The 19,435-nt window shown below is 62.2% G+C and carries 14 protein-coding genes and 1 tRNA gene; 8 read left to right on the top strand and 7 right to left on the bottom strand.

The window, feature by feature from the left end; genetic code table 11:
- Positions 1-16: 16 nt before the first annotated feature.
- From RX395_RS04160 to pknB, 7 genes are all read left to right on the top strand, one after another.
- Positions 17-733: a hypothetical protein gene (locus RX395_RS04160; protein ID WP_316365680.1), complete on the top strand. Its 717-nt coding sequence runs from the start codon at positions 17-19 to the stop codon at positions 731-733.
- 144 nt (positions 734-877) lie between these two features.
- Positions 878-2,731: a serine/threonine-protein kinase gene (locus tag RX395_RS04155; RefSeq protein WP_316365679.1), complete on the top strand. Its 1,854-nt coding sequence runs from the start codon at positions 878-880 to the stop codon at positions 2,729-2,731.
- On the top strand, positions 2,728-3,738 hold the full coding sequence (locus tag RX395_RS04150) for an FhaA domain-containing protein (RefSeq protein WP_070097545.1): 1,011 nt from the start codon (positions 2,728-2,730) through the stop codon (positions 3,736-3,738). The genes RX395_RS04155 and RX395_RS04150 overlap by 4 nt, the downstream gene beginning before the upstream one ends.
- Positions 3,739-3,744: 6 nt before the next feature.
- Complete coding sequence (locus RX395_RS04145; protein WP_006235180.1) at positions 3,745-4,161, top strand: FHA domain-containing protein; 417 nt, start codon at positions 3,745-3,747, stop codon at positions 4,159-4,161.
- The gene (locus RX395_RS04140) at positions 4,158-5,957 is read left to right on the top strand and encodes a Stp1/IreP family PP2C-type Ser/Thr phosphatase (RefSeq protein WP_316365675.1); all 1,800 of its coding nucleotides are present in this window, start codon (positions 4,158-4,160) and stop codon (positions 5,955-5,957) included. Before RX395_RS04145 ends, RX395_RS04140 begins: the two co-directional genes overlap by 4 nt.
- 16 nt (positions 5,958-5,973) lie before the next feature.
- A complete protein-coding gene (locus tag RX395_RS04135) occupies positions 5,974-8,844 on the top strand; it encodes an FtsW/RodA/SpoVE family cell cycle protein (RefSeq protein WP_035136730.1) in 2,871 nt (956 codons plus the stop codon).
- A 132-nt stretch (positions 8,845-8,976) separates the two neighbouring features.
- Positions 8,977-10,944 (top strand): Stk1 family PASTA domain-containing Ser/Thr kinase, encoded by a 1,968-nt coding sequence (gene pknB / locus RX395_RS04130; RefSeq protein WP_316365673.1) that lies wholly within the window; start codon positions 8,977-8,979, stop codon positions 10,942-10,944.
- A 297-nt stretch (positions 10,945-11,241) separates the two neighbouring features.
- Here pknB and RX395_RS04125 read toward each other — a convergent pair.
- The 7 genes from RX395_RS04125 to RX395_RS04095 form a co-directional block, all read right to left on the bottom strand.
- Positions 11,242-11,317 (bottom strand) — tRNA-Arg (locus tag RX395_RS04125).
- Between the two features lie 135 nt (positions 11,318-11,452).
- Positions 11,453-11,851: a DUF956 family protein gene (locus RX395_RS04120; RefSeq protein ID WP_006235193.1), complete on the bottom strand. Its 399-nt coding sequence runs from the start codon at positions 11,849-11,851 to the stop codon at positions 11,453-11,455.
- A gap of 120 nt (positions 11,852-11,971) precedes the next feature.
- Entirely contained in the window at positions 11,972-12,892 is a 921-nt protein-coding gene (locus tag RX395_RS04115; RefSeq protein WP_022094170.1) for a PTS system mannose/fructose/sorbose family transporter subunit IID, read from the bottom strand.
- Positions 12,893-12,908: 16 nt separating this feature from the next.
- Positions 12,909-13,727 carry a PTS mannose/fructose/sorbose transporter subunit IIC gene (locus RX395_RS04110; RefSeq protein ID WP_316365668.1) on the bottom strand — a complete coding sequence of 273 codons (819 nt, stop codon included), beginning with the start codon at positions 13,725-13,727 and terminating at the stop codon, positions 12,909-12,911.
- Positions 13,728-13,745: 18 nt separating this feature from the next.
- Positions 13,746-14,735: a PTS sugar transporter subunit IIB gene (locus RX395_RS04105; protein ID WP_006235196.1), complete on the bottom strand. Its 990-nt coding sequence runs from the start codon at positions 14,733-14,735 to the stop codon at positions 13,746-13,748.
- 405 nt (positions 14,736-15,140) lie between these two features.
- Positions 15,141-15,569, bottom strand: a complete 429-nt coding sequence (locus RX395_RS04100; RefSeq protein ID WP_316365665.1) for a hydrogenase maturation nickel metallochaperone HypA/HybF — start codon at positions 15,567-15,569, stop codon at positions 15,141-15,143.
- A gap of 194 nt (positions 15,570-15,763) precedes the next feature.
- Complete coding sequence (locus tag RX395_RS04095; RefSeq protein ID WP_316365663.1) at positions 15,764-18,541, bottom strand: FAD-dependent oxidoreductase; 2,778 nt, start codon at positions 18,539-18,541, stop codon at positions 15,764-15,766.
- Between the two features lie 188 nt (positions 18,542-18,729).
- Here RX395_RS04095 and RX395_RS04090 point away from each other — a divergent pair, with 188 nt between their 5' ends.
- On the top strand, positions 18,730-19,392 hold the full coding sequence (locus tag RX395_RS04090) for a TetR/AcrR family transcriptional regulator (RefSeq protein WP_316365662.1): 663 nt from the start codon (positions 18,730-18,732) through the stop codon (positions 19,390-19,392).
- Positions 19,393-19,435: the final 43 nt, after the last annotated feature.

Genomic DNA, 19,435 nt, shown 5'->3' with positions numbered 1-19,435 from the left:
TAGGAGTCCAAAGAGCATGGCAGACGCAGAGAGCAACCTCGTTCCCTCCGAAGCAGCCGACCAGGTCGAGGTCGCGCTCGAGGAGCAGGCCGCAGCCGACGACGGCATCCTGTACCTCAACGAGTACCAGTACGAAAACGACCTGGTCACCGACTTCGCCCGTCTGGTCGCCTCGCCCAGGCGTCGCGGCTCGCTGTATGTCGCCGCGGCAATTGCCGCGCTCATCGGCATCGGCATGCTGGTGGCCGGCGGCAACTGGATCAAGTTTGGCGTCGTGTTGATCGTGTTCGGCGCCTTTTTGGCCTGGTGGAGCAAAAACCTGCACCACACCCTCGCCCGCGACTTTATCGACGCCGTCGAGGCCGACGAGTCCATGGGTGGCCGCTATCGCCGCGTCGCCGCCAACGAGGACGGCCTGATGGTTTGGGGCAAGAGCGGCAAGTCGCAGTTTTTCCCGTTTGAGAAGCTCGACCACGTGCTCGACGGCGAGCGCATCTTTGTGGCCATGTTCGCCGACCAGGGCGTGACGATCCCTAAGGACACCTTTATTCGCGGCGATGCCGAGCAGTTTGGCACCTTCCTTAAGGCGCGCATCAACAAAAAACTCCGCATCGAGACCAAACGCAAGAAGATGAAGGCCGAGAAGGCCGCCGCCGAGGCCAAGCAGGGCGACAAGCCCCAGGAGACCAAGGGCAAGCAGCGCAAGCAGAAGAAGAACAAGAAGAAGCGCTAAGGCCAAGTCAGACAGGCAGCCTCGCATCCCGTTATCCTCGCCATCCGCACGAGCGTGCTACACTAGCAGCATCTATGCCACCGCGAACGGCTCGGCTCCGCGCCCGCCGCTCGCAAACGAACTTTAAACGCACGAGGGTTGGCCATGCCGCTTTTCTCGCAACATACCGCCCGGTTCTCGCCGGACGTTCCTTTGGAGGGCACCAGCTCTCGCGAGCTGCTCAAGCGGTACCAGCCGCTCGAGACACTTGCGACCGGCGGTTTTGGCTCCATCGAGATCTGCCGCGACACGCACCTGCGCCGCCGCGTCGCCATTAAACGCATCCCCCTTATCAACGGTGCCGGCATGCCCGCCAGCGACATCATGGATGTCCTGCGCGAGGCGCACACCGCCGCTATGCTTCAACATCCCAACATCGTGCAGGTCATCGACTTTACGCACGACACAGCCTATGCCTACCTGGTTATGGAATATGTCGATGGCATGTCGCTGGCCGAGTTTTTGCATCGCGTGGACGGCCACTCACTTACCTTTGACGAGGCCGCGGCCATTGCCGATGCCCTGGGCCAGGCGCTCACCTTCGCCCATAGTAATGGCGTACTCCACCTGGACATTAAGCCCGCCAACGTGCTCATTGACCACTCGGGCAATGTAAAGCTCACCGACTTTGGCATGGCGCGACTGTCGTCCGCCGGTGGCTTTGGCGGCTCGCGCGGCGGCACCATCGGCTACATGCCGCCCGAGCAGCTCGATATCGAGACCGGCACGGTCGACGAGCGCGCCGATGTCTTTGCCCTCGCCTGTGTGATCTACGAGGGCCTGTGCGGCAGCGCTCCCTTTATGGCGGCCACGCCCGCCGACTCGCTCGACCGCATCATCGGCGGCGCCACCTATCCCAGCGAGCTGATACCACACTTTCCCCCGGGAGCCGAGAGCGCGCTCATGAGCGCGCTCTCCCCCATGCCGCAGGACCGCCCCAACAGCATCGAGGCATTTTGCGACCAGCTCCTTGCCGGTCTGGGCAGCGTGCGCGAGGGCCGTCGCAGCCTGGAGCAAATGGTTGGCGAGCTTTCGGATGACGAGCAGGAGCTCGACGGTATCGAGCCGTCGCACTACGAGGACGACGCCATCGAGGTCGACCCCGCGCTCGGCTGGGCGGGCACGCGCTGGAGCCATGCGCGCGACTACACCATGCGCGCTATCTCGGCGCTAACGTGCGGCACCTTTAGCTTTTTGCTGATGCAAACGGCCGGGGTCGCGGCGCTTCCCGGCCTGGTCATTGCGGCTATCGCGATCGGAGCGGCGGCTGGCCTGGCCCCCCAGATCGGCTCGGCCATCTCGGCTGTTGGCTTTTTGGTGCTCATGGCCAACGCCACCATGCAGGCGCAGGGCATCCTGTCGATGTTGCCGGTCGCGGTGATCTTTGCCGCTGCCATGTCCGGTTGGTGGGTCGCCTGGGGTCGTACCGAGGCTGCCGCGAGCGCCGCGCTCACCTGTGCGCTCGCGCTTGGCTGTCTGACCGGCAATACCTTCCTGGCAGCTGGGGTCGCCGCCGGCGTCGCTTCATTTTGGCTCGGCCCGGCAAGCGCCGCCGCGGCAACGGGCATGGGCGCGCTTTTTGCCCGTCTGGCCACGGTCGCGCTTTCAGCCGGAGGCGTGCTGGGGCTCGGTAACGTTGCCGCAGCGCTGGGAGATCCGCTCCTTTGGACTGCCTTTGTGCTGGTCGCGGCAACTGCCGCAGCATCATCCGCGCTGCTCAATGCCCATGCCAAGCGTGCCGACCAGGGCTCAAACCTTGCCGCAATCGCCGCCATCGCTGTCACCGGCATCGGCTGCGCAGCGGCGTCCTGTCTTGCACACCATATGGAAATTGCCAGCCTTGCAGCCGCGGTCGTCGCCAAGGCGGCGGTTGCGGGAACCCTATCCTCTATAATCGTTGGGATATGCCTATATTTGCTCGGATACCAAAGAACCTATACGGAGAGTGATCTTTCGTGAACTTCCTGAACATCTTCGAGGACCACGTGGCCGGCATCTTCGGTGCCACCCGTGCCCCGTTCTCCTTTAAGAAGCTTGCCAAGCAGGCCGCTCGCGACATGGAGGATCAGACTCTGGTGATCAACGGCGTCAACACGGCGCCGGCACTCTATACCATCCTTATCGCCGCCGACGACGATCCCATGCTCGCCCCGTTCTACCCCGAGCTTTCGCGCGAGGTCCGCGAGTTTGTGAAGGCACAGGCCGAAAAGCGCCGCTATGTGTTTGTCGGCGAGCCCCTCGTGCGCTTTATGATCGATCCGCAGCTGCGTGCCGGCAAGTTCTCGGTCTTTGCCGAGAACGTCGATGCCCCCACGCTCGGCCGCCTGTACGAAGAAGAGCGCGCCTATCAAAACGGCCTGGGCCAGAACAACTCCGCGGCAAGCCGTGCCGCCAGCGCCCCGCGCGCCGGCCAGCAGCAGTTTGCTGCCCCGCAGCAGCAGCGCCCCGCCGCCATGCCCCAGCAGCAGCCGACGCCTCGCGCCGCCGCTCCCGACCCGCTTGCCGTGGCAGACCCCTTCGCGCCTAGCGTCCCCGACCCCGCCGCTCCCATCCCGGTGCCGCAGACCGTCTCGCGTGACGCGCTTGCCGGCATGGGCGGAGCCGCCGCGACCGGTGCCGCCGTGGGCCTAGGCGCCGCAGCCGGCATCGCCTCCAACATGGCGAGCACTCGCGCCCCGCAGCGCCCGCTCGCCCAGCTCGTCGACGTCGTGAGCGGCGAGAGCCATAGCATCACCTCCGCACAGGTGACCATCGGTCGCGAGCGCTCAGTTTCCGACATTGCCCTGCGCGACCCCAACGTGTCGCGCCGCCACGCCCAGCTCACCTTTACGGGCTCGGATTGGTCGATCGAGGACCTCAATTCCACCAACGGCACGCTCGTCAACAACCGCCGCATTACGCGCTGCCCGCTGCGCAACGGCGATCTGCTGACGTTTGGCCTGAGTACCTTTGAATTTAGGGGATAGTCGCTTATGAACATCGATATCGTCCTTTTTGCAGGCCGCATCGTCCTGGTCGCTCTGCTCTATATCTTTCTGTTCGCCGTCATGAAGACCGGCGTGGGACTTGTGCGCGGGCAGCGCCGCGACTCGGCTATCTGGACGATTGATGTGGACAAGGGTCCGCGCGGTATCCGCGGCATCCACGTAGACATGCTCGGCCCCGTCATCGTCGGTCGCTCGCCATCTTCGGACATCTGCATCAATGAACCGTTCGTCTCGGCCTCGCATGCGCGCTTTTCGCTGCAGGGCCCGGCGCTCATCATCGAGGACCTCAACTCGCTTAACGGCACGCTCGTCAACGGCCGCCAGCTCGTGGAGCCCGCGACGCTGCGTGAGGGCGACGAAGTCCAGATTGGCGACGTGGTCATGAAGGTGAACCGTCGATGATCGACGAGGAGAACAAGTCCGCAACCATGACCGAGGCACCGGCCGCCACCACAGCTGCGCCGGCCCACGCCGCTCCGGCGGGCTCCGCACCCGTGGAGCCCGAGGACACCGTGTTCTCCCTGCCTCTTTCGCATGTAACGCATGATATTTCGGATCTCGCCGATAACGAGGACGAAGAGGATGCCGTAGCGGCGCCCATCGGCGCACATGCTGCGGAACAGCCCACAGCGCCCGAAGCAACCCCGGCGCCGGCTCACTTTGCAGAGCCCGTCGCCGCGGCAATCAACGAGAGCGCTGCGGTGTTTGCGGCACCCGAGCCCGCCGCGCCGGCGTTTCCCATAGCCCCGGCATCCGAGGTTGCGCCCGCGTCTACGCCGGCGCCCGAGCCTATAGACGTCAGCCCGCAAGACGACGAGTCGACCGCCCGCGTGTCCGAGGAGCCCGACTCCCCGGACACCGGTGATTCCGAATCAAACGCCGAGACCGACACCGTCTCTCCCGGTGACACCGCCGAGATCGATGTTGCCGCCGTTGAGGCCAAACTCAAAGACCCCGGCTCGACCATGAGCTTTGAGCCCCTGACCGAGGAACGCATCGAGACCGACTCGACCTATGATGCCGGCACCACCACGCAACTCATGTGGGGCGCCCGCTCCGACGTTGGCTGCGTGCGCCCGCACAATGAGGATTCCTACCTAGTGCAGTCGCCGCTCTTTTGCGTATGCGACGGCATGGGCGGCCACGCCGCGGGCGAGGTAGCCTCTTCTATCGCCGTCGAGACTATTGCCAAGACGGCCCCACAGTCCGCCGACGCAGCACGCCTGGCCGCAGCCGTCGAGGCAGCCAACGCCGCCGTAATCGAGGCGGCCCTGAACGGCCTGGGCAAGCCCGGCATGGGCTGCACAGCCACCTGCGCCTACATCGAAAACGACACGCTCGCCATCGCCCACGTGGGCGACTCTCGCGCCTATCTGCTCCACGAGGGCACGCTCATCCGCGTGACCCGCGACCACTCCTACGTGGAGGAGCTCGTGGACGCCGGCGAGATCACGGCAGACGAGGCTCGCGTCCACCCCAACCGTTCGGTCATCACCCGTGCGCTGGGCTCGGACCCCGCCATGTATGCCGACCACTTCACTCTGCATATCGAGGAAGGCGACCGCCTTATCCTGTGCTCTGACGGCCTTTCGAGCATGATTCCCGATAGCGATATCGAGAACATCGCCACGCAGTCCTCAACCGCGCAAATCTGCGTCGACAACCTAGTGGACGCGGCGCTTGCCGCCGGCGGCCACGACAACGTGACCGTAGTAGTCGTTGACCTGGTTGACGATGGCGTCATGCGCGAGGCGCAACGCGTGCGTCGCCGCAACGTTACTATCGCCGCCATCCTGGCCCTCGTCTTTGTGCTGGCAGCTGGCATCTGGGCCTACACGGGTGTCACCGGCTCGTACTACCTGGGTACCTACCAGGGCAATGTCGCCGTCTGGCGCGGCCTGCCCGGCAAGCCACTCGGACTCAAGCTCCACTGGCTCGAAAGCGAAACCAGCATCAAGCTGTCCGACCTGCCCGAAGACACGCAAAACCGCCTCAAGGCGGGCATTCCGCAAACAAGTGTCGACGATGCGCAGGACACGATATCCAAGTACCGCCACCAGATCGACGAGGAGCAGACCCGCCAGGTGATCGACGCGCAAACGATTCGCGACAACACCAATCAGGGATCGACCTCCGAATCAGATTCCGAGAAAACCGCCGAACAGTCCGCCGAGGCCGAAGCCTCCGATAAGAATTAGAAAGGGAGTGCCGCTTATGAGTCGCCGCAACACCGAGCTGCTCTTGCTCATCGCCTCGGCGTTCCCCGTCATCCTGCTGTATGCGATGTACGTCCTCACCGCGGGCGCTGCCATCTCCTTTGAGACGCTCGCCGTACCGATCGGCCTCTTTGCCGCCTTTGCCGCGGCACATATCGCCGTGCGCATCTTGGCGCCCGGCGCCGACCCCGCCATCCTACCCATCGTATTTATACTTTCGGGCATCGGCATCACGTTCGTGACGCGTCTCGCCCCCGCTCTCGCTATCTCACAGCTCATCATCCTGTTTGTCTCGGTGGCGCTCATGGTGGGAACGCTTGCACTGGTCAAAAACCTCGACGTGGTCATGCGCTACAAGTACACCTTTGGCATTATCGGCATCATCCTGCTGATGCTGCCCATCTTTATCGGCACCACGATCTCGGGCTCCAAGCTGTGGATTCGCATCGCGGGCTTTACCATCCAGCCTGGCGAGTTCGCCAAGGTCTTTATCGTCCTGTTCCTGGCCGGCTACCTAGCCGAGAACCGCGAGCTGCTCTCCATCTCCAACCGCAAGATCCTGGGCTTTAAGATCCCTCGTCTGCGACTGCTGCTGCCGCTGTTTGCCGTGTGGGGTGTGTGCCTGCTCGTCGTCGTCTTCGAACGCGACCTGGGTTCGGCCGTGCTGTTCTACACCATCTTCTTGCTGATGCTCTACGTTGCCACGGGGCGCTTTTCGTATGTCGTTATCGGCCTTGCGCTCTTAGCCGTTGGAGCCGTGGGCGCCTACAAGTTCCTGTCGCACGTTCAGGTGCGTTTCCAGGTTTGGGTCGATCCGTTTAAGGACGCCCAGGGCCAGGGCTACCAGATTGTCCAGTCGCTCTTCTCGCTTGCCGACGGCGGTCTGGTCGGCGTTGGCATCGGCAACGGGATGGCCAACAACATCCCCGTCGTCGAGTCCGACTTTATCTTCTCGGCCATCGGCGAGGAGATGGGCCTTTTGGGCGGCGGCGCCGTGCTCATCCTGTTTATGCTCTTTGCCGTGCGTGGCCTTACCACAGCTGCCCGCGCTAAATCCGACCTCGCCGCCTTTAGCGCCACCGGTCTTACGGCAGCCATCAGCTTCCAGGCCTTTTTGATCGTGGGCGGCGTCACCCGCCTGATTCCGCTGACCGGCGTCACTCTGCCCTTTATGAGCCAGGGCGGCTCCTCGCTGCTGGCGAGCTTTATCATCGTCGCGCTCCTGCTGCGCGCCGGTGACGAGGCGACCGGACGCGAGGCCGAGCTTACCGGTACCGGCACCATGGCCGCCATCACCGATGATCAGGTCGCATCTGCCGCCGCCCCGACGGGCACGCGCTTTGCCACCTCGTCTTCCTACGGCAGCGGCAGCCATTCCGTCGGCTCGCGCATGCGCCGTCGCCTGCTCGACACGCCTGAATCCGGTGTGCTCGGCCGCGTGGCGCTCGCCAACCGTCTAACCCGTGCAGTGCTCGCCTTTACGGCGCTGTTCGCCATCCTTATCGGCAACCTCACCTATGTCCAAGTCATCAAGGCCAAGGACTATCAGGACATGCCGACCAACAACCACACCATCGCCCGCTCCAAGTACATCCAGCGCGGTTCCATCATCACGTCCGACGGCGTGACGCTGGCCGAGTCGCTGCAGCAGGAGGACGGCACCTACGTACGCTCCTACCCCAACGGTAACCTAGCAGCGCACGTGGTTGGCTACGTGAGCCAGCAGTATGGCACCACCGCCATCGAGAGCGTCATGAACGACACGCTCACCGGCTCTAAGGATTACTCCAGCTGGAACAACGCCATCGCGTCGCTCGCGGGCCAGACCCAGCCGGGCAACACCGCCAAGCTCACCATCGACTCGCGTATCCAGACGGCGGCCGAGCAGGCGCTCAAGGGCTTTAAGGGCGCTGTAGTGGTCATCGACCCGCGTACCGGCGCGGTGCTCGCATGTGCCAGCTCGCCCACCTACGACAACACCAACATCGATGCCCTGCTGCAGACGGGCGGCGGCGAGGACGGCTCCATGTACAATCGCGCCATGGACGCGCTGTACACGCCGGGCTCAACGTTTAAGGTCGTTACGCTTTCCGCGGCACTCGAGACCGGTACCGCCAGCCTTACCAGCACCTACCAGGCGCCCGGCTCCATGGACATCGGCAACGCACCGGTCACCAACTATGCCAACGAGAGCTACGGCACCATCAGCCTGCAGCAGGCCTTTGCCGTGTCCTCCAACGTCGTCTTCGGCCAGGTGGCAAACGAAGTTGGCGCAAACACGCTCGTGCAGTTTGCCAACGCCTTTGGCTACGGCCAAAAGCTCGGCCAGGACCTGACCTCCGCGGCCTCCATCATGGCCGACCCGTCGCTCATGACCGAGTGGGAGACCGCCTGGGCCGGCGCCGGCCAGCCTGTCGGCATGGACCACACGCCCGGCCCGCAGACCACCGTCATGCAAAACGCCGTGATTGCCGCCGCCATCGCTAACAGCGGCGTGGTCATGGACCCGTACTTTGTAGCCCAGGTACTCGCCCCGGACGGAACCGTGGTCAAGACCACGCAGTCCCGCTCGCTGGGTCAGGCCGTCAGCTCCGCCACGGCCGACCAGGTCAAGCAGGCCATGCTTGCCGTCGTCCAGTCCGGCACCGGCACCGATGCCCAAATCCCCGGCGTCAAGGTCGCCGGCAAGACCGGCTCGGCCGAGACCGGCGGCACCAACGTCAACTCGATGTTCGTTGGCTTTGCACCTTACGATTCACCCACGGTCGCCATCTCGGTGGCCTTGGAGGATTACGACAAACATGACGTCAAGGCCGCCAAGATCGCCGGCATCGTCCTGACCGCGGCGCTTGCCGCACAGGGAGCGTGATGCCCATGATCGAATCGGACACCCGAGGCGCGCCGCGGCCGAAGAGTTAGCGGCAACGCGCCACACGGCCTCAGCGGCCACATCGTAGGTACTACACACATCGTTGAGCGAATAGTTATGTTAGGAGCAGGAATGGAACAGAGGGTCCTCGGGGGAAGATACCTCCTCAAGGATAAGGTGGGAACAGGCGGCATGGCGACCGTCTACCGCGCACAGGACCAGGTCCTCGACCGCACCGTAGCCGTCAAGATCATGCTGCCGCAGTATGCTGGCGACGCAACCTTCGCCGCACGCTTTAAGCAGGAGGCCCAGGCAGCAGCCGGTCTCTCCTCCCCCTATATCGTGGGCGTCTACGATTGGGGCAAGGACGGCGACACCTATTACATCGTCATGGAGTACCTGCGCGGTACCGACCTTAAGAGCGGCATCAAGAGCCACGGCGCCCTCGACCCCAAGAAGGTCGCCCAGATCGGCTCGCAGATCAGCTCCGCGCTTTCGGTCGCCCACAAGCACGAGATCATCCACCGCGACATTAAGCCGCAGAACATCATGGTGCTGCCCGACGGCAACATCAAGGTGATGGACTTTGGCATCGCGCGCGCCAAGAACAGCCACCTCACGCAAGACAACAACGTGCTGGGAACCGCCCACTACGTCAGCCCCGAGCAGACCCGTGGTCAGGATCTCGGCCCCACCTCGGATATCTACTCGCTGGGCGTCGTGATGTATGAATGTGCCACCGGCCGCGTTCCCTTTGACGGTGACGACGCTATCTCGGTCGCACTCAAGCAGGTCAACGAGCTGCCTATTCCGCCGAGCCAGATCAACTCCGGTGTCGACGCCGACCTTGAGCGCATCATCCTCAAGTGCATGGAGAAGGACCCCGCAAACCGCTTCCAGACCGCCGACGAGCTGCGTCAGGTGCTCAACAGCTACCTGTCGGGCCGTGCCGTCAACGTCTCGGAGCCCACGCGCATTATCGGTGCCCCCGGTGAGTTGGGCGCCACCAAGACTCGCGAGCTTTCCGATCAGACGCGCGCCATGGTGCGTCCCGTCTCGGGCGTGAGCGGCCAGAATACCGCCCGTAGCTCGGTTTCGGGCTCCACCGGCTCCTACGAGGTCGAAGAGCCCAAATCCAACAAGAACAAGATCATCGCCGCCGTGGTGGCAGCGGTTGCCGTCATCGGCATCGTGGTGGCCCTTGCCACAGGACTCTTTGGCGGCGAGCAGGTCACCGTGCCCGACGTGCTGGGCAAGGACCAGCAGACTGCCGTCGAGCTGATCAAGGAAGCCGGCCTCGAGGTCGGCACCATCGACCAAAGCTACAATGACGATGTCGACGAGGGCAAGGTCGCCGAGCAGACGCCCAACGGCAACACCAAGAAGGCCAAGGGCACCAAGGTGAACCTGGTAATCTCCAAGGGCCCCAAGCCCTCCGAGAAGGTTGAGGTTCCCCGGCTTGTCGGCCTGACCAAGGACCAGGCAGAAGCCGCGCTGGCAAGCGTTGGCCTGAAGGGCAACGCCTCCGAGGAGGCCAACGAGGCCGATGAGGGCCAGGTCTTTGAGCAGGGCACCGAAGCCGGTAAGGAAGTCGCGAAGGGCACGACCATCTCGTACAAGGTCTCGAGCGGCCCGGATACCACGTCCGTCCCCGATCTGACCGACATGACCGAGGCCCAGGCGCGCAACGCCCTCGATATGGCAGGCTTTGGCGTCGACGTTAGCTACCAGGAGAACGACTCGGTTACCGAGGGCACCGTGATCAGCTGGAACCCCAGTGGCAAGCAGAAGCCCGGCGCCACGATTACCGTCGTCATTGCCAAGAAGTCCGGCAAGGCCAGTGTTCCGGGCAACCTGTACGGCAAGAGCATCTCCGCCGCCGTCACCGCGCTCAACAACGCCGGTTTCTATAACATCGGCTTCTGTGACCAGAACGGCAATCCCGTAAGCGGTAACGAGGATGCCACCGTTACGGGCGTCTCCCCCACCGGCAAGCAGTCCACCGACAGCACGATCACGCTAACAGTCGCACTTTCTGGCTCGGGCTCTGGCTCTGGCTCTGGCTCGGGCACGGGTGACGATTCCGGTACGACCAACTAGTCGCCACCCCACCGCTCATCACGGCTTTCGCCGCAAACATATTCGCTCACAGGCGCCCGCTTGCTCCCCCAGCAAGCGGGCGCTTCGTTTATCTGAAGCAGCTAATACTCCGGCATGCCTTAAACTAGAAGAGCCCGGCACCGTAGCGGTACCAGGCTCGATATTTCTCTGGTGCCCCCGGGCGGATTCGAAAACTCCCCCCGCGGGGAAATTGGTGACGCGGGTGTCGACAGCCCGAATCCTGCCCTTAGACCAGAAGAGCCCGGCGCCGTAGCGGTACCGGGCTCGATATTCCTCTGGTGCCCCCGGGCGGATTCGAACCGTCGACACCCGCTTTAGGAGAGCGGTGCTCTATCCCCTGAGCTACGGAGGCATGTTGTACTAGTGTAGCAGATTTACTGCATCGCAATACGTCGCATGACTAGACTTCGAAGTTGCGGTGGAATAGTTCCTGTCTGAAGCATCTAAAGCCGTATTTAGGAACTATTTCACCGCAACTTGTGAGGAGCTAGTTACCTTTGTGGAAGAGGTTTTTGATGACGGAGGGGATGCTCTTGGCACCTTTGGCGGTCACATCGATAAAGTCGGGCGAACGCACGAGCTTGTCCTCGTCAACGTACTTGCGGACCGCGCGCAACGTCTCTTTGTCGTCGCGCGTCGAAAACGTAAAGTGACCGTTGTCCTTGGTGAAGATGGCAAAACGCGTGATCTTCTTGGTGCCGCGCAAAACCTCGGCGGCAATATAGTCGACCTCGTCCCACGGGATTTGAATATAATCCTCGGGATTGCGCTCGTTGTAATACTCGAACGCCTTATTGCCCACCATCACGTTACCGTGGCTGGTAAGCCCCATCAGGCAGGTTGCCGGCGTTGCCAGATCGACCGTGCTGTTCTGAGATTGCGCCATGCGCACCTCGCCCTCCAAATAAAACAATCGGACCGCATCCAGTGTACCCACCGGGTGCGGTCCGTTTCAATGGCTCAAAAGCCCTTGCCTAGCAATTCTCGGTCTTAAGCCGAAACGTGCTTACATGAAGCCGCAGACGCGACCGATGATGCCGATGGCGAAGAGAGCCAGGATGATGACGATCGGGCTGACCTTCTTCTTGAGGAGCTTGCAGACCAGCAGGGTCAGGCACACGGCGGCAAGGCCGGGGATGAGCTGATCGAGGTTGGCCTGAAGCGTGGTGACCTTCACCTGATCAAGGGCGTTAGCACCGATGGAGTTGTACATCGTCAGTGCTTCCTTGACACCCTCAGAACCGGAGGGCAGGTTAGCCCAGTCGATAAAGGCGCCAGCAGACTGCGTGACCTTGGAGACGACCGGGGTGAAGGAGATGGACACCCAGCGCTCGACCAGGGCGCCGATGATGAACATACCCAGGATGGAAGCACCCTCGGTGACCTTGCCCATCAGACCGCCGGAGAGGTCCTTGGCGATGGAGGAGCCGACCTTGTAGCCAAACTCCTGCGTGTACCACAGGAAGGCGTAACGGATGATGTTCCACGCGAAGAAGAACAGCAGCGGACCGGCGATGCTGCCGGACAGGGCCAGGGAAGCGCCCAGAGCGCCCAGAATCGGGCGAAGGGTGAACCAGAAGGCGGGGTCGCCGACGCCGGCGAGCGGGCCCATCATACCGACCTTGACGCCCTGAATGGCGACGTCGTCAATCGGGGCACCGTTGGCGCGCTCCTCCTCGAGAGCGAGGGTAACGCCAATGACGGGGGCGGAAACATAGGGGTGGGTGTTATAGAACTCCAGGTGGCGCTTAAGAGCGGCAATCTGGTCATCCTTGCTGGTGTAGAGCTTCTTGATCGCAGGGATCATTGCGAAGCACCAGCCGCCGTTCTGCATACGCTCGTAGTTCCACGAGCCCTGAAGGAACTGATGACGGAAGCAAACCTTCTTGCGGTCAGCCTTGGTGAGCTGAATCTTGTTCTCTGCCATATGTATCACTCCCCTCCTACTCGTAATCGTTCAGAATGTCGCCGAGCGGGTCACCGGAGCCGCCGCCCATGCCGCCACCCTGCTTGGCCAGATCCTTAAGGCCAAGGTAGATGAGGGCAAGGGAGATGCCGATGAGGCCAAGGGCGATCAGCGTGAGCTGAGGGATGGCAGCAAGGACAAAGCCGAGGATGAAGAACGGCCAGGTCTCCTTGGTGGCCATCATGTTGATGACCATGGCGTAACCGACGGAAGCGACCATGCCGCCGCCGACAGCCATACCGCCGGACAGCCAGTCGGGCATAGCGTTAAGCGCGTTGGTAACGGCCTCGGCCGGGATGACGCACAGAAGTACTGCCGGGATGGCGATACGAAGGCCCTGCATGAGGATGGCAGCGTACTGCCAGCGCTCGATGCCGGAGAAGTCGCCCTTCTCGGCGCAACCGTCCATGGCGTGAGCGATAGCGGTAGCCAGGGTACGGCAGATCATGGTCAGGAACAGACCAGCGACCGACAGCGGGACGGCGACGGCGATGGCGGCGGTAACGGCCTTTGCCGAATCAGTGGCGCCACCGTTGAGGGCGAGCACCATGATGATCGAAGAAGCGACCGAGGCCAGAGCGGCGTCAGGCGCGACAGCGGCGCCAACGTTAGCCCAGCCAAGGGCCATCATCTGGAGCGAACCGCCCAGGAGGATGCCCTCCTGAAGGTGACCGGTTACGAGACCGATAAGCGTGCATGCCACGAGCGGCTGATGGAACTGGAACTCATCCAGAATGCCTTCCATACCGGCAAGCAACGCGACAATCGCAACAAGCAGAATAGTGATTGCAGACATGTATCGGACCCTCCTTTACTATGCTTGAGCGGCCAGTTCGGCCTTAGCTTTCTTCAACATGGCGTCGAGATCCTCGGAGGAATCCGAAGGAACCTTGCGGACCTCGAACTTGACGCCCTTGGCCTTAAGGGCCTCGAGAGTCTTGACGTCGTCATCGCCCATAGCGACGGCGTTGGTAACGACGACCTTGCCCTTGGAGTGAGCCATGGAACCGATGTTGACTTCCTTGATGTCGACGCCGGCCTCGATGGCCTTGAGCAGATCCTGCGGGTTCTCAAAGAGCAGCATGGCCTTGGTGTCACCAAAGCGCGTGTCCTTGACGACCTCGGCCATCTTCTTGATGGGAACGACGTTGGCATGGACTCCCGGAGGGGCAGCCTGCTCGATCATGGTCTTGCGGAGCTCGTCGTGAGCAACGCCGTCGGAAACCACGATGATGCGGTTGGGGTTGATCTGCTTGGTCCACGTGGTGGCCACCTGACCATGCAGCAGACGGGTGTCGATACGGACGTGGGCAATCTTGATGTGCCCGTCGCCGATGACCGTTCCCGGAGGGATGGCGCCTGCAGGAGCAGCGGCGGCCGCAGCCGGCTTCTTCTCCTCGGGCTCCAGAGACTCGGGCTTGACGCGCACGCCAGCCTTAGCCTCAGTCACGAGATGTTTTGCGATCGCATGTGCAGTGTTCTTTGCGTCAAAGCGCTGCGAATATGCCTCGATGAGCATAGGCAGGTTGACACCGGTGACGATAGCCCAGGAATCGTGGCCCTCGATGAGCCCGCTGATCTGGTTGAACGGCGTGCCGCCCCACAGATCAACGAGGAAGAGCACCTGCTCCTGGTCTTCGAAGGAAGCGATTGCTTCCTCGACCTTGGCACGGAAATCGTCGGGGCCCATGCTCGGCTCGAGCGAGACCACGGCAACAGACGGCTGATCGCCAAAGACCATCGAGCCCGTCTGCTTGATTCCAGCTGCCAAGTCCCCGTGGCTAGCAAGAACAATACTTACCATCACATAACCTCCTTTTTGTCTACGTATTTCCTACACGACATGAAAGGAGTATAGCTGTTTGGTTTGTGGAATTATAGCTAAATCCGCAAAAGGTTGGATTATTTGTTTAAACGTCTAGGTTTGTTACAAGTTGATTACGTTACTGCTTTTTGACTCATTACACGACAAGGCGTCGCTCATCAAGCCATGCATTTTACAGATACAAGCAGGCTGTTCATTAATATCGATTTTAGGCAAGCGCGAATGCGCTTGTACTGCCGCTATTTTGTTTAAACAGACATGGCTTGACTATTTTCGTGACTTATGGTCTATGAAACCACTCAAAATAGTTGCGGTGGAATAGTTCTTGTTTAAGAGCCAGAAGGCTGGATTTAGGAACTATTTCACCGCAACTTATAGGGGATCCTAGACAATGTGGAGGGGGTTGGCGGCGTCGACGGCATCGGGGGCGTCGGAGAGGCCATCAGGAGCAGCGTCTGCCGGGTCCTCGTCGGGGGTCTCGATCTGTTTGATCATGACCTCTTGGCCCTGCAGCAGGTATGTCTCGCCGCTACCGCAATGGGGACAGGTCTTGCCGTGCTCGACCGTCGCGTAGTCGCGGCCGCACGCCTCGCAATGTGTCACGGCCTCGACGGGCTCCACGATAAGCTCCGCGCCCTGCGCGATAGGCTTTTTATCTACCGCCCAGCGCCAAGCGTCGAGCAGCAAGTCGGGAACGACGCCCGAGACCTCGCCCGGCAGCAACGTCACGCTCGAAACGCGACGCACGCCATGAGCGCGCGCCACGTTCTCGACATCGCGAATGATGTGGTAAACGATCCCCAATTCATGCACTTTTAATTCCTTTCGCCGTTCTAACGAACGGCGGTCGGCTTGACGCTGCGCGAGTCCCAGACGGGCGATCTGCCTTTCAATCGTCGGGCATGGGCAAAAGCCCTATGCCCTCCTCTTTCAAGGCACCTCGCCACGCCTGGGACCCGCTCGCTGTCCAACCGCCCTCTGCGCCGTTCACTTACTTGTTAGGTCTCTTACTTCTTCCCAAATTTGATTTTGATTGCGCGTTTCAAAGCGTACTTGCCGAGGCTTGGGAGCTTTTGCTCGTATTTGACCATCGTGGAGCACTCGGGGCGGTCCCGATCCAGGTGGATGGCATCGAACGCGCACTTGGTGGTGCACAGGCCGCAGCCGATGCACTTGTTGGGGTCGACGATCGAGGCACCGCAGCCCAGGCAGCGGGCGGTCTCGGCGCGCACCTGCTCTTCGGTAAAGGTCTCAACATACTCGCTAAACGGCGCGGCCTTCTCGCGCTCGCGGTCCACGTGGGCAACCTCGCGGCTCGCGTTGTCGTAGCTCTCGAGCACAACGTCGTCGCGGTCGAGCGCGGTGTAGCGGCGCTGATTGCGGCCGATGGTGAGCGTGGATCCCGGCTGCACAAAGCGATGGATGGACACGGCGGCCTCGTGGCCGGCGGCGATGGCATCGATGGCAAAGCTCGGACCGGTGTAGACGTCGCCGCCCACAAAGATGTCTGGCTCGGCGGTCTGGTAAGTCTGGGGATCGGCAAGGGCGCCCTGGCCGCGGCCGAGCTCCACCTTGGAGCCAGCCAGCAGGTCGCCCCACACAATGGACTGGCCAATCGACATGACGACACGGTCGGTATCGACACGGCGCAGATCGTTCTCGTCGTACTCGGGCGCAAAACGGCCCTCGTCGTCAAAGACACGCGTGCAGCGCTTGAAGGTGATACCGCACACACGACCGGCCTCGTCCAGGTGAATCTCCTTGGGGCCCCAACCGCAGCTGATGTGAGCGCCGTCCTCAACGGCCTCGCGACGTTCCTCCTCGCTGGCGGGCATCTGGACCTCGCTCTCCAGGCAGAACATCTCAACGTGCTCAGAGCCCAGACGGCAGGCGTTGCGGGCAACGTCGATGGCCACGTTGCCGCCGCCCACCACAATGGTGCGGCCGGACAGGGTATCGATCTTGCCGCTGTTAACCTCGCGAAGGAAGTCGACGGCCACGGTCACGTCCTCGGCATCCTCGCCCGGAATACCGGCAAGGCGGCCGCCCTGGCAGCCAATAGCAACGTAGAAGGCCTTAAAGCCCTGCTCGCGCAGCTCGTCGAGCGTCACATCACGACCGACCTCCACGCCATAGCGGAACTCGGCACCCATCAGGCGAATGATCTCGACCTCGGCCTCGATGACGTCCTTCTGCAGCTTAAAGCTGGGAATGCCATAGGTGAGCATGCCACCCGGGCGCTCGTTCTTCTCGAACACGACGGGCTTGTAGCCCTTCTCGGCCAGATAGAAAGCACAGGACAGGCCGGCCGGACCGGCACCGATGATGGCGATCTTCTGATCAAAGCCGCCAGCGCGCGTCGGCGTCACCACGGGCGGGACGTAGCGGGTCGCGGCATCCAGATCGCGCTGGGCGATGAACTTCTTGACCTCGTCGATGGCCACGGCGGCGTCCACACGGCCGCGGGTGCAGGCGTCCTCGCAGCGGCGGTTGCACACACGGCCGCAGATAGCGGGCAGCGGGTTCTCGCGCTTAATGAGTGCTAGGGCCTCGTCATAGCGACCCTGAGCCGCGAGCTTCAAATAGCCCTGAACGGCAACGTGCGCAGGGCAGGCCGTCTTGCAGGGAGCGGTGCCGGACTCATGCGTCTCGATACGGTTGTCGTTGCGGTAGTTGGGCGACCACTTGGTGTGATCCCATTTGGTGGCGTCGGGCAGCTCCTGGCGCGGATACTCGGGCACCTGTCCGCCGGCCTTTTTGCTGCAGAGCTTCTGGCCCAGCTTGGCGGCGCCGGCCGGGCACACCTCAACGCAGCGACCGCAGGCAACGCACTTGTCCTTCTCGACCTTGGCGACATAGGCCGAGCGCGACAGGTTGGGCGTGTTGAACAGCTGAGAGGTGCGCAGGGCATAACACACGTTGACGTTGCAGTTGCAGATAGCGAAGATCTTGTTCTCGCCGTCGATATTGGTGATCTGGTGCACAAAGCCGTTGTCCTCGGCCTGGCGCAGGATGTCGTAGACCTCGTCGCGCGTCACGTAATGGCCGCGGTCGGTCTCAACCACATAGTCGGCCATATCGCCCACGGCAATGCACCAGTCGGCGGGGTCGTCGGCGCAGCCCTCACCCATCACGCGACGGCTCGCGCGGCAGCTGCAGGTGCTAGCGGCATATTTGCCATCGTATTTGTCGAGCCAATGCTCGATATGCTCGATCGGCACCGAGGTGCTCGCGGCGTCGATAGCCTTCTCGACCGGAATGACATGCATGCCGATACCGGCGCCTCCGGGCGGCACCATCGGCGTGGCCTTGGACAGCGGTCCCTTGGACGCCTGCTCAAAGAACTTGGCATAGACCGGGTGCTCCTCGAGCTGGCTCACGCGCATGTTGAGGAACTCGGCGGAACCCGGCACCAGCATGGGCAACACCCATTGCTTGGCGCGCTCGGGGTTTTCCCAGTTGTACTCGAGCAGGCCCGTGTAGCTCATATCGTCGAGCATCTTCTCGATATCAGCCTCGGGCATGCCGGTGAGCTTGACCATCTCGGGCAGCGTGTAGGGACGGCGCATCTTCATCTTGCAGAGCACTTCGGCCTGCTCGTCGGTTGCGGCCTCGGCAAACGACCAGTACTCGTAGCCCAGCAGCTCGTCGCGATGCAGCAGACGGTTGGTGCAGTGCTCACACAGTTTGACGATTGCCTCGCGCGGATGCTCCGGCAGCGGCGGCACGAACTCCGAACCGATGTCGGGCTCGGTGTAGCTAATTCCCGGTCCGTTGAGAATCATGTTTGTCCCTTCTCTTGCCGCAGCCCGACGAGGCCGCAGCGCCCCTCTTTTTTTGCAGGCCGGGCATGCCCCATGCCGTTCACCCGCCATTGTTGACATTGTGTCAAAAATAGTATTGACGAACCGTCAACAATATTCAAGACTGTTAGGCGAACGGTCAGGCAAAAGAGGATGAAAGGCGGCAAAACATGGGCAACAACACAGCAGGTACCTCTGTAGTCAATGCCGTCCCCGCATCCGATAGCGCGGCAAAGCGCCTGACGGGCGACGAACGCCGTCGCGAGATCCTCGATGCCGTGCGCACCGTAAGCTCCGAGCTGGGCGTATCCCACCTATCGGTATCGGCCGTGACCAAGCGAGCCGGCTGCACGCGCTCGCTGTTCTACCACTACTTTGCCGATATGGACGCCGCCGTCACCGCTGTTATGGACGAGGCGATCGACGGCTTTATCTCCGAGCTCGAGCAGTGGAACGCCGACCGCACCGTCGGTGATATCGAGGGCGCGCTCGACACCGTCGCCCCGCTCTTTAAGCGCCTGGTCGCCAGCGGCCACGAGCTGCCGAGCACGCTCACTTCAAGCAGCGGCGCGCTCTACGGCGGCTTTTTGCACAACGTGGTTCAGCGCGTGGCGCAGTATATCTGCGACACCACCGTGGTGGACTTTGTCGCCCATCATGAGCTACGCATCGACCATGTCTACGAGACGTTCTACACCCTCATCATGGGGTTGTTGATGTATATCCGCACGCACCCCGATGTGCCCGACGAGACGGTCAAGGAAATCATCGCCTCGACGCTCCACATCGAGGGCTACACCGCCAAGTATCCGGAGCGCATGCCCCAGAACTGACGACATTTGGCCAAACTGCCCGCGATCAGAAGAGGGGCCGCGG

It is taken from the genome of Collinsella aerofaciens (assembly GCF_032584215.1).
Classification (GTDB): Bacteria; Actinomycetota; Coriobacteriia; order Coriobacteriales; family Coriobacteriaceae; genus Collinsella.
The sequence above is the reverse complement of the archived record's forward strand: the minus strand, read 5'-3'. Positions and strand labels throughout refer to the sequence as shown.

What these genes read in the sequence shown, in the direction of transcription:
- RX395_RS04135 (WP_035136730.1), top strand. Translation starts at nt 5,974, where the DNA reads ATGAGTCGCCGCAACACCGAGCTGCTCTTGCTCATCGCCTCGGCGTTC.
- RX395_RS04115 (WP_022094170.1), bottom strand. Translation starts at nt 12,892, where the DNA reads ATGGCAGAGAACAAGATTCAGCTCACCAAGGCTGACCGCAAGAAGGTT.
- RX395_RS04155 (WP_316365679.1), top strand. Translation starts at nt 878, where the DNA reads ATGCCGCTTTTCTCGCAACATACCGCCCGGTTCTCGCCGGACGTTCCT.
- RX395_RS04145 (WP_006235180.1), top strand. Translation starts at nt 3,745, where the DNA reads ATGAACATCGATATCGTCCTTTTTGCAGGCCGCATCGTCCTGGTCGCT.
- RX395_RS04090 (WP_316365662.1), top strand. Translation starts at nt 18,730, where the DNA reads ATGGGCAACAACACAGCAGGTACCTCTGTAGTCAATGCCGTCCCCGCA.
- RX395_RS04140 (WP_316365675.1), top strand. Translation starts at nt 4,158, where the DNA reads ATGATCGACGAGGAGAACAAGTCCGCAACCATGACCGAGGCACCGGCC.
- RX395_RS04120 (WP_006235193.1), bottom strand. Translation starts at nt 11,851, where the DNA reads ATGGCGCAATCTCAGAACAGCACGGTCGATCTGGCAACGCCGGCAACC.
- RX395_RS04160 (WP_316365680.1), top strand. Translation starts at nt 17, where the DNA reads ATGGCAGACGCAGAGAGCAACCTCGTTCCCTCCGAAGCAGCCGACCAG.
- RX395_RS04105 (WP_006235196.1), bottom strand. Translation starts at nt 14,735, where the DNA reads ATGGTAAGTATTGTTCTTGCTAGCCACGGGGACTTGGCAGCTGGAATC.
- RX395_RS04095 (WP_316365663.1), bottom strand. Translation starts at nt 18,541, where the DNA reads ATGATTCTCAACGGACCGGGAATTAGCTACACCGAGCCCGACATCGGT.
- RX395_RS04110 (WP_316365668.1), bottom strand. Translation starts at nt 13,727, where the DNA reads ATGTCTGCAATCACTATTCTGCTTGTTGCGATTGTCGCGTTGCTTGCC.
- pknB (WP_316365673.1), top strand. Translation starts at nt 8,977, where the DNA reads ATGGAACAGAGGGTCCTCGGGGGAAGATACCTCCTCAAGGATAAGGTG.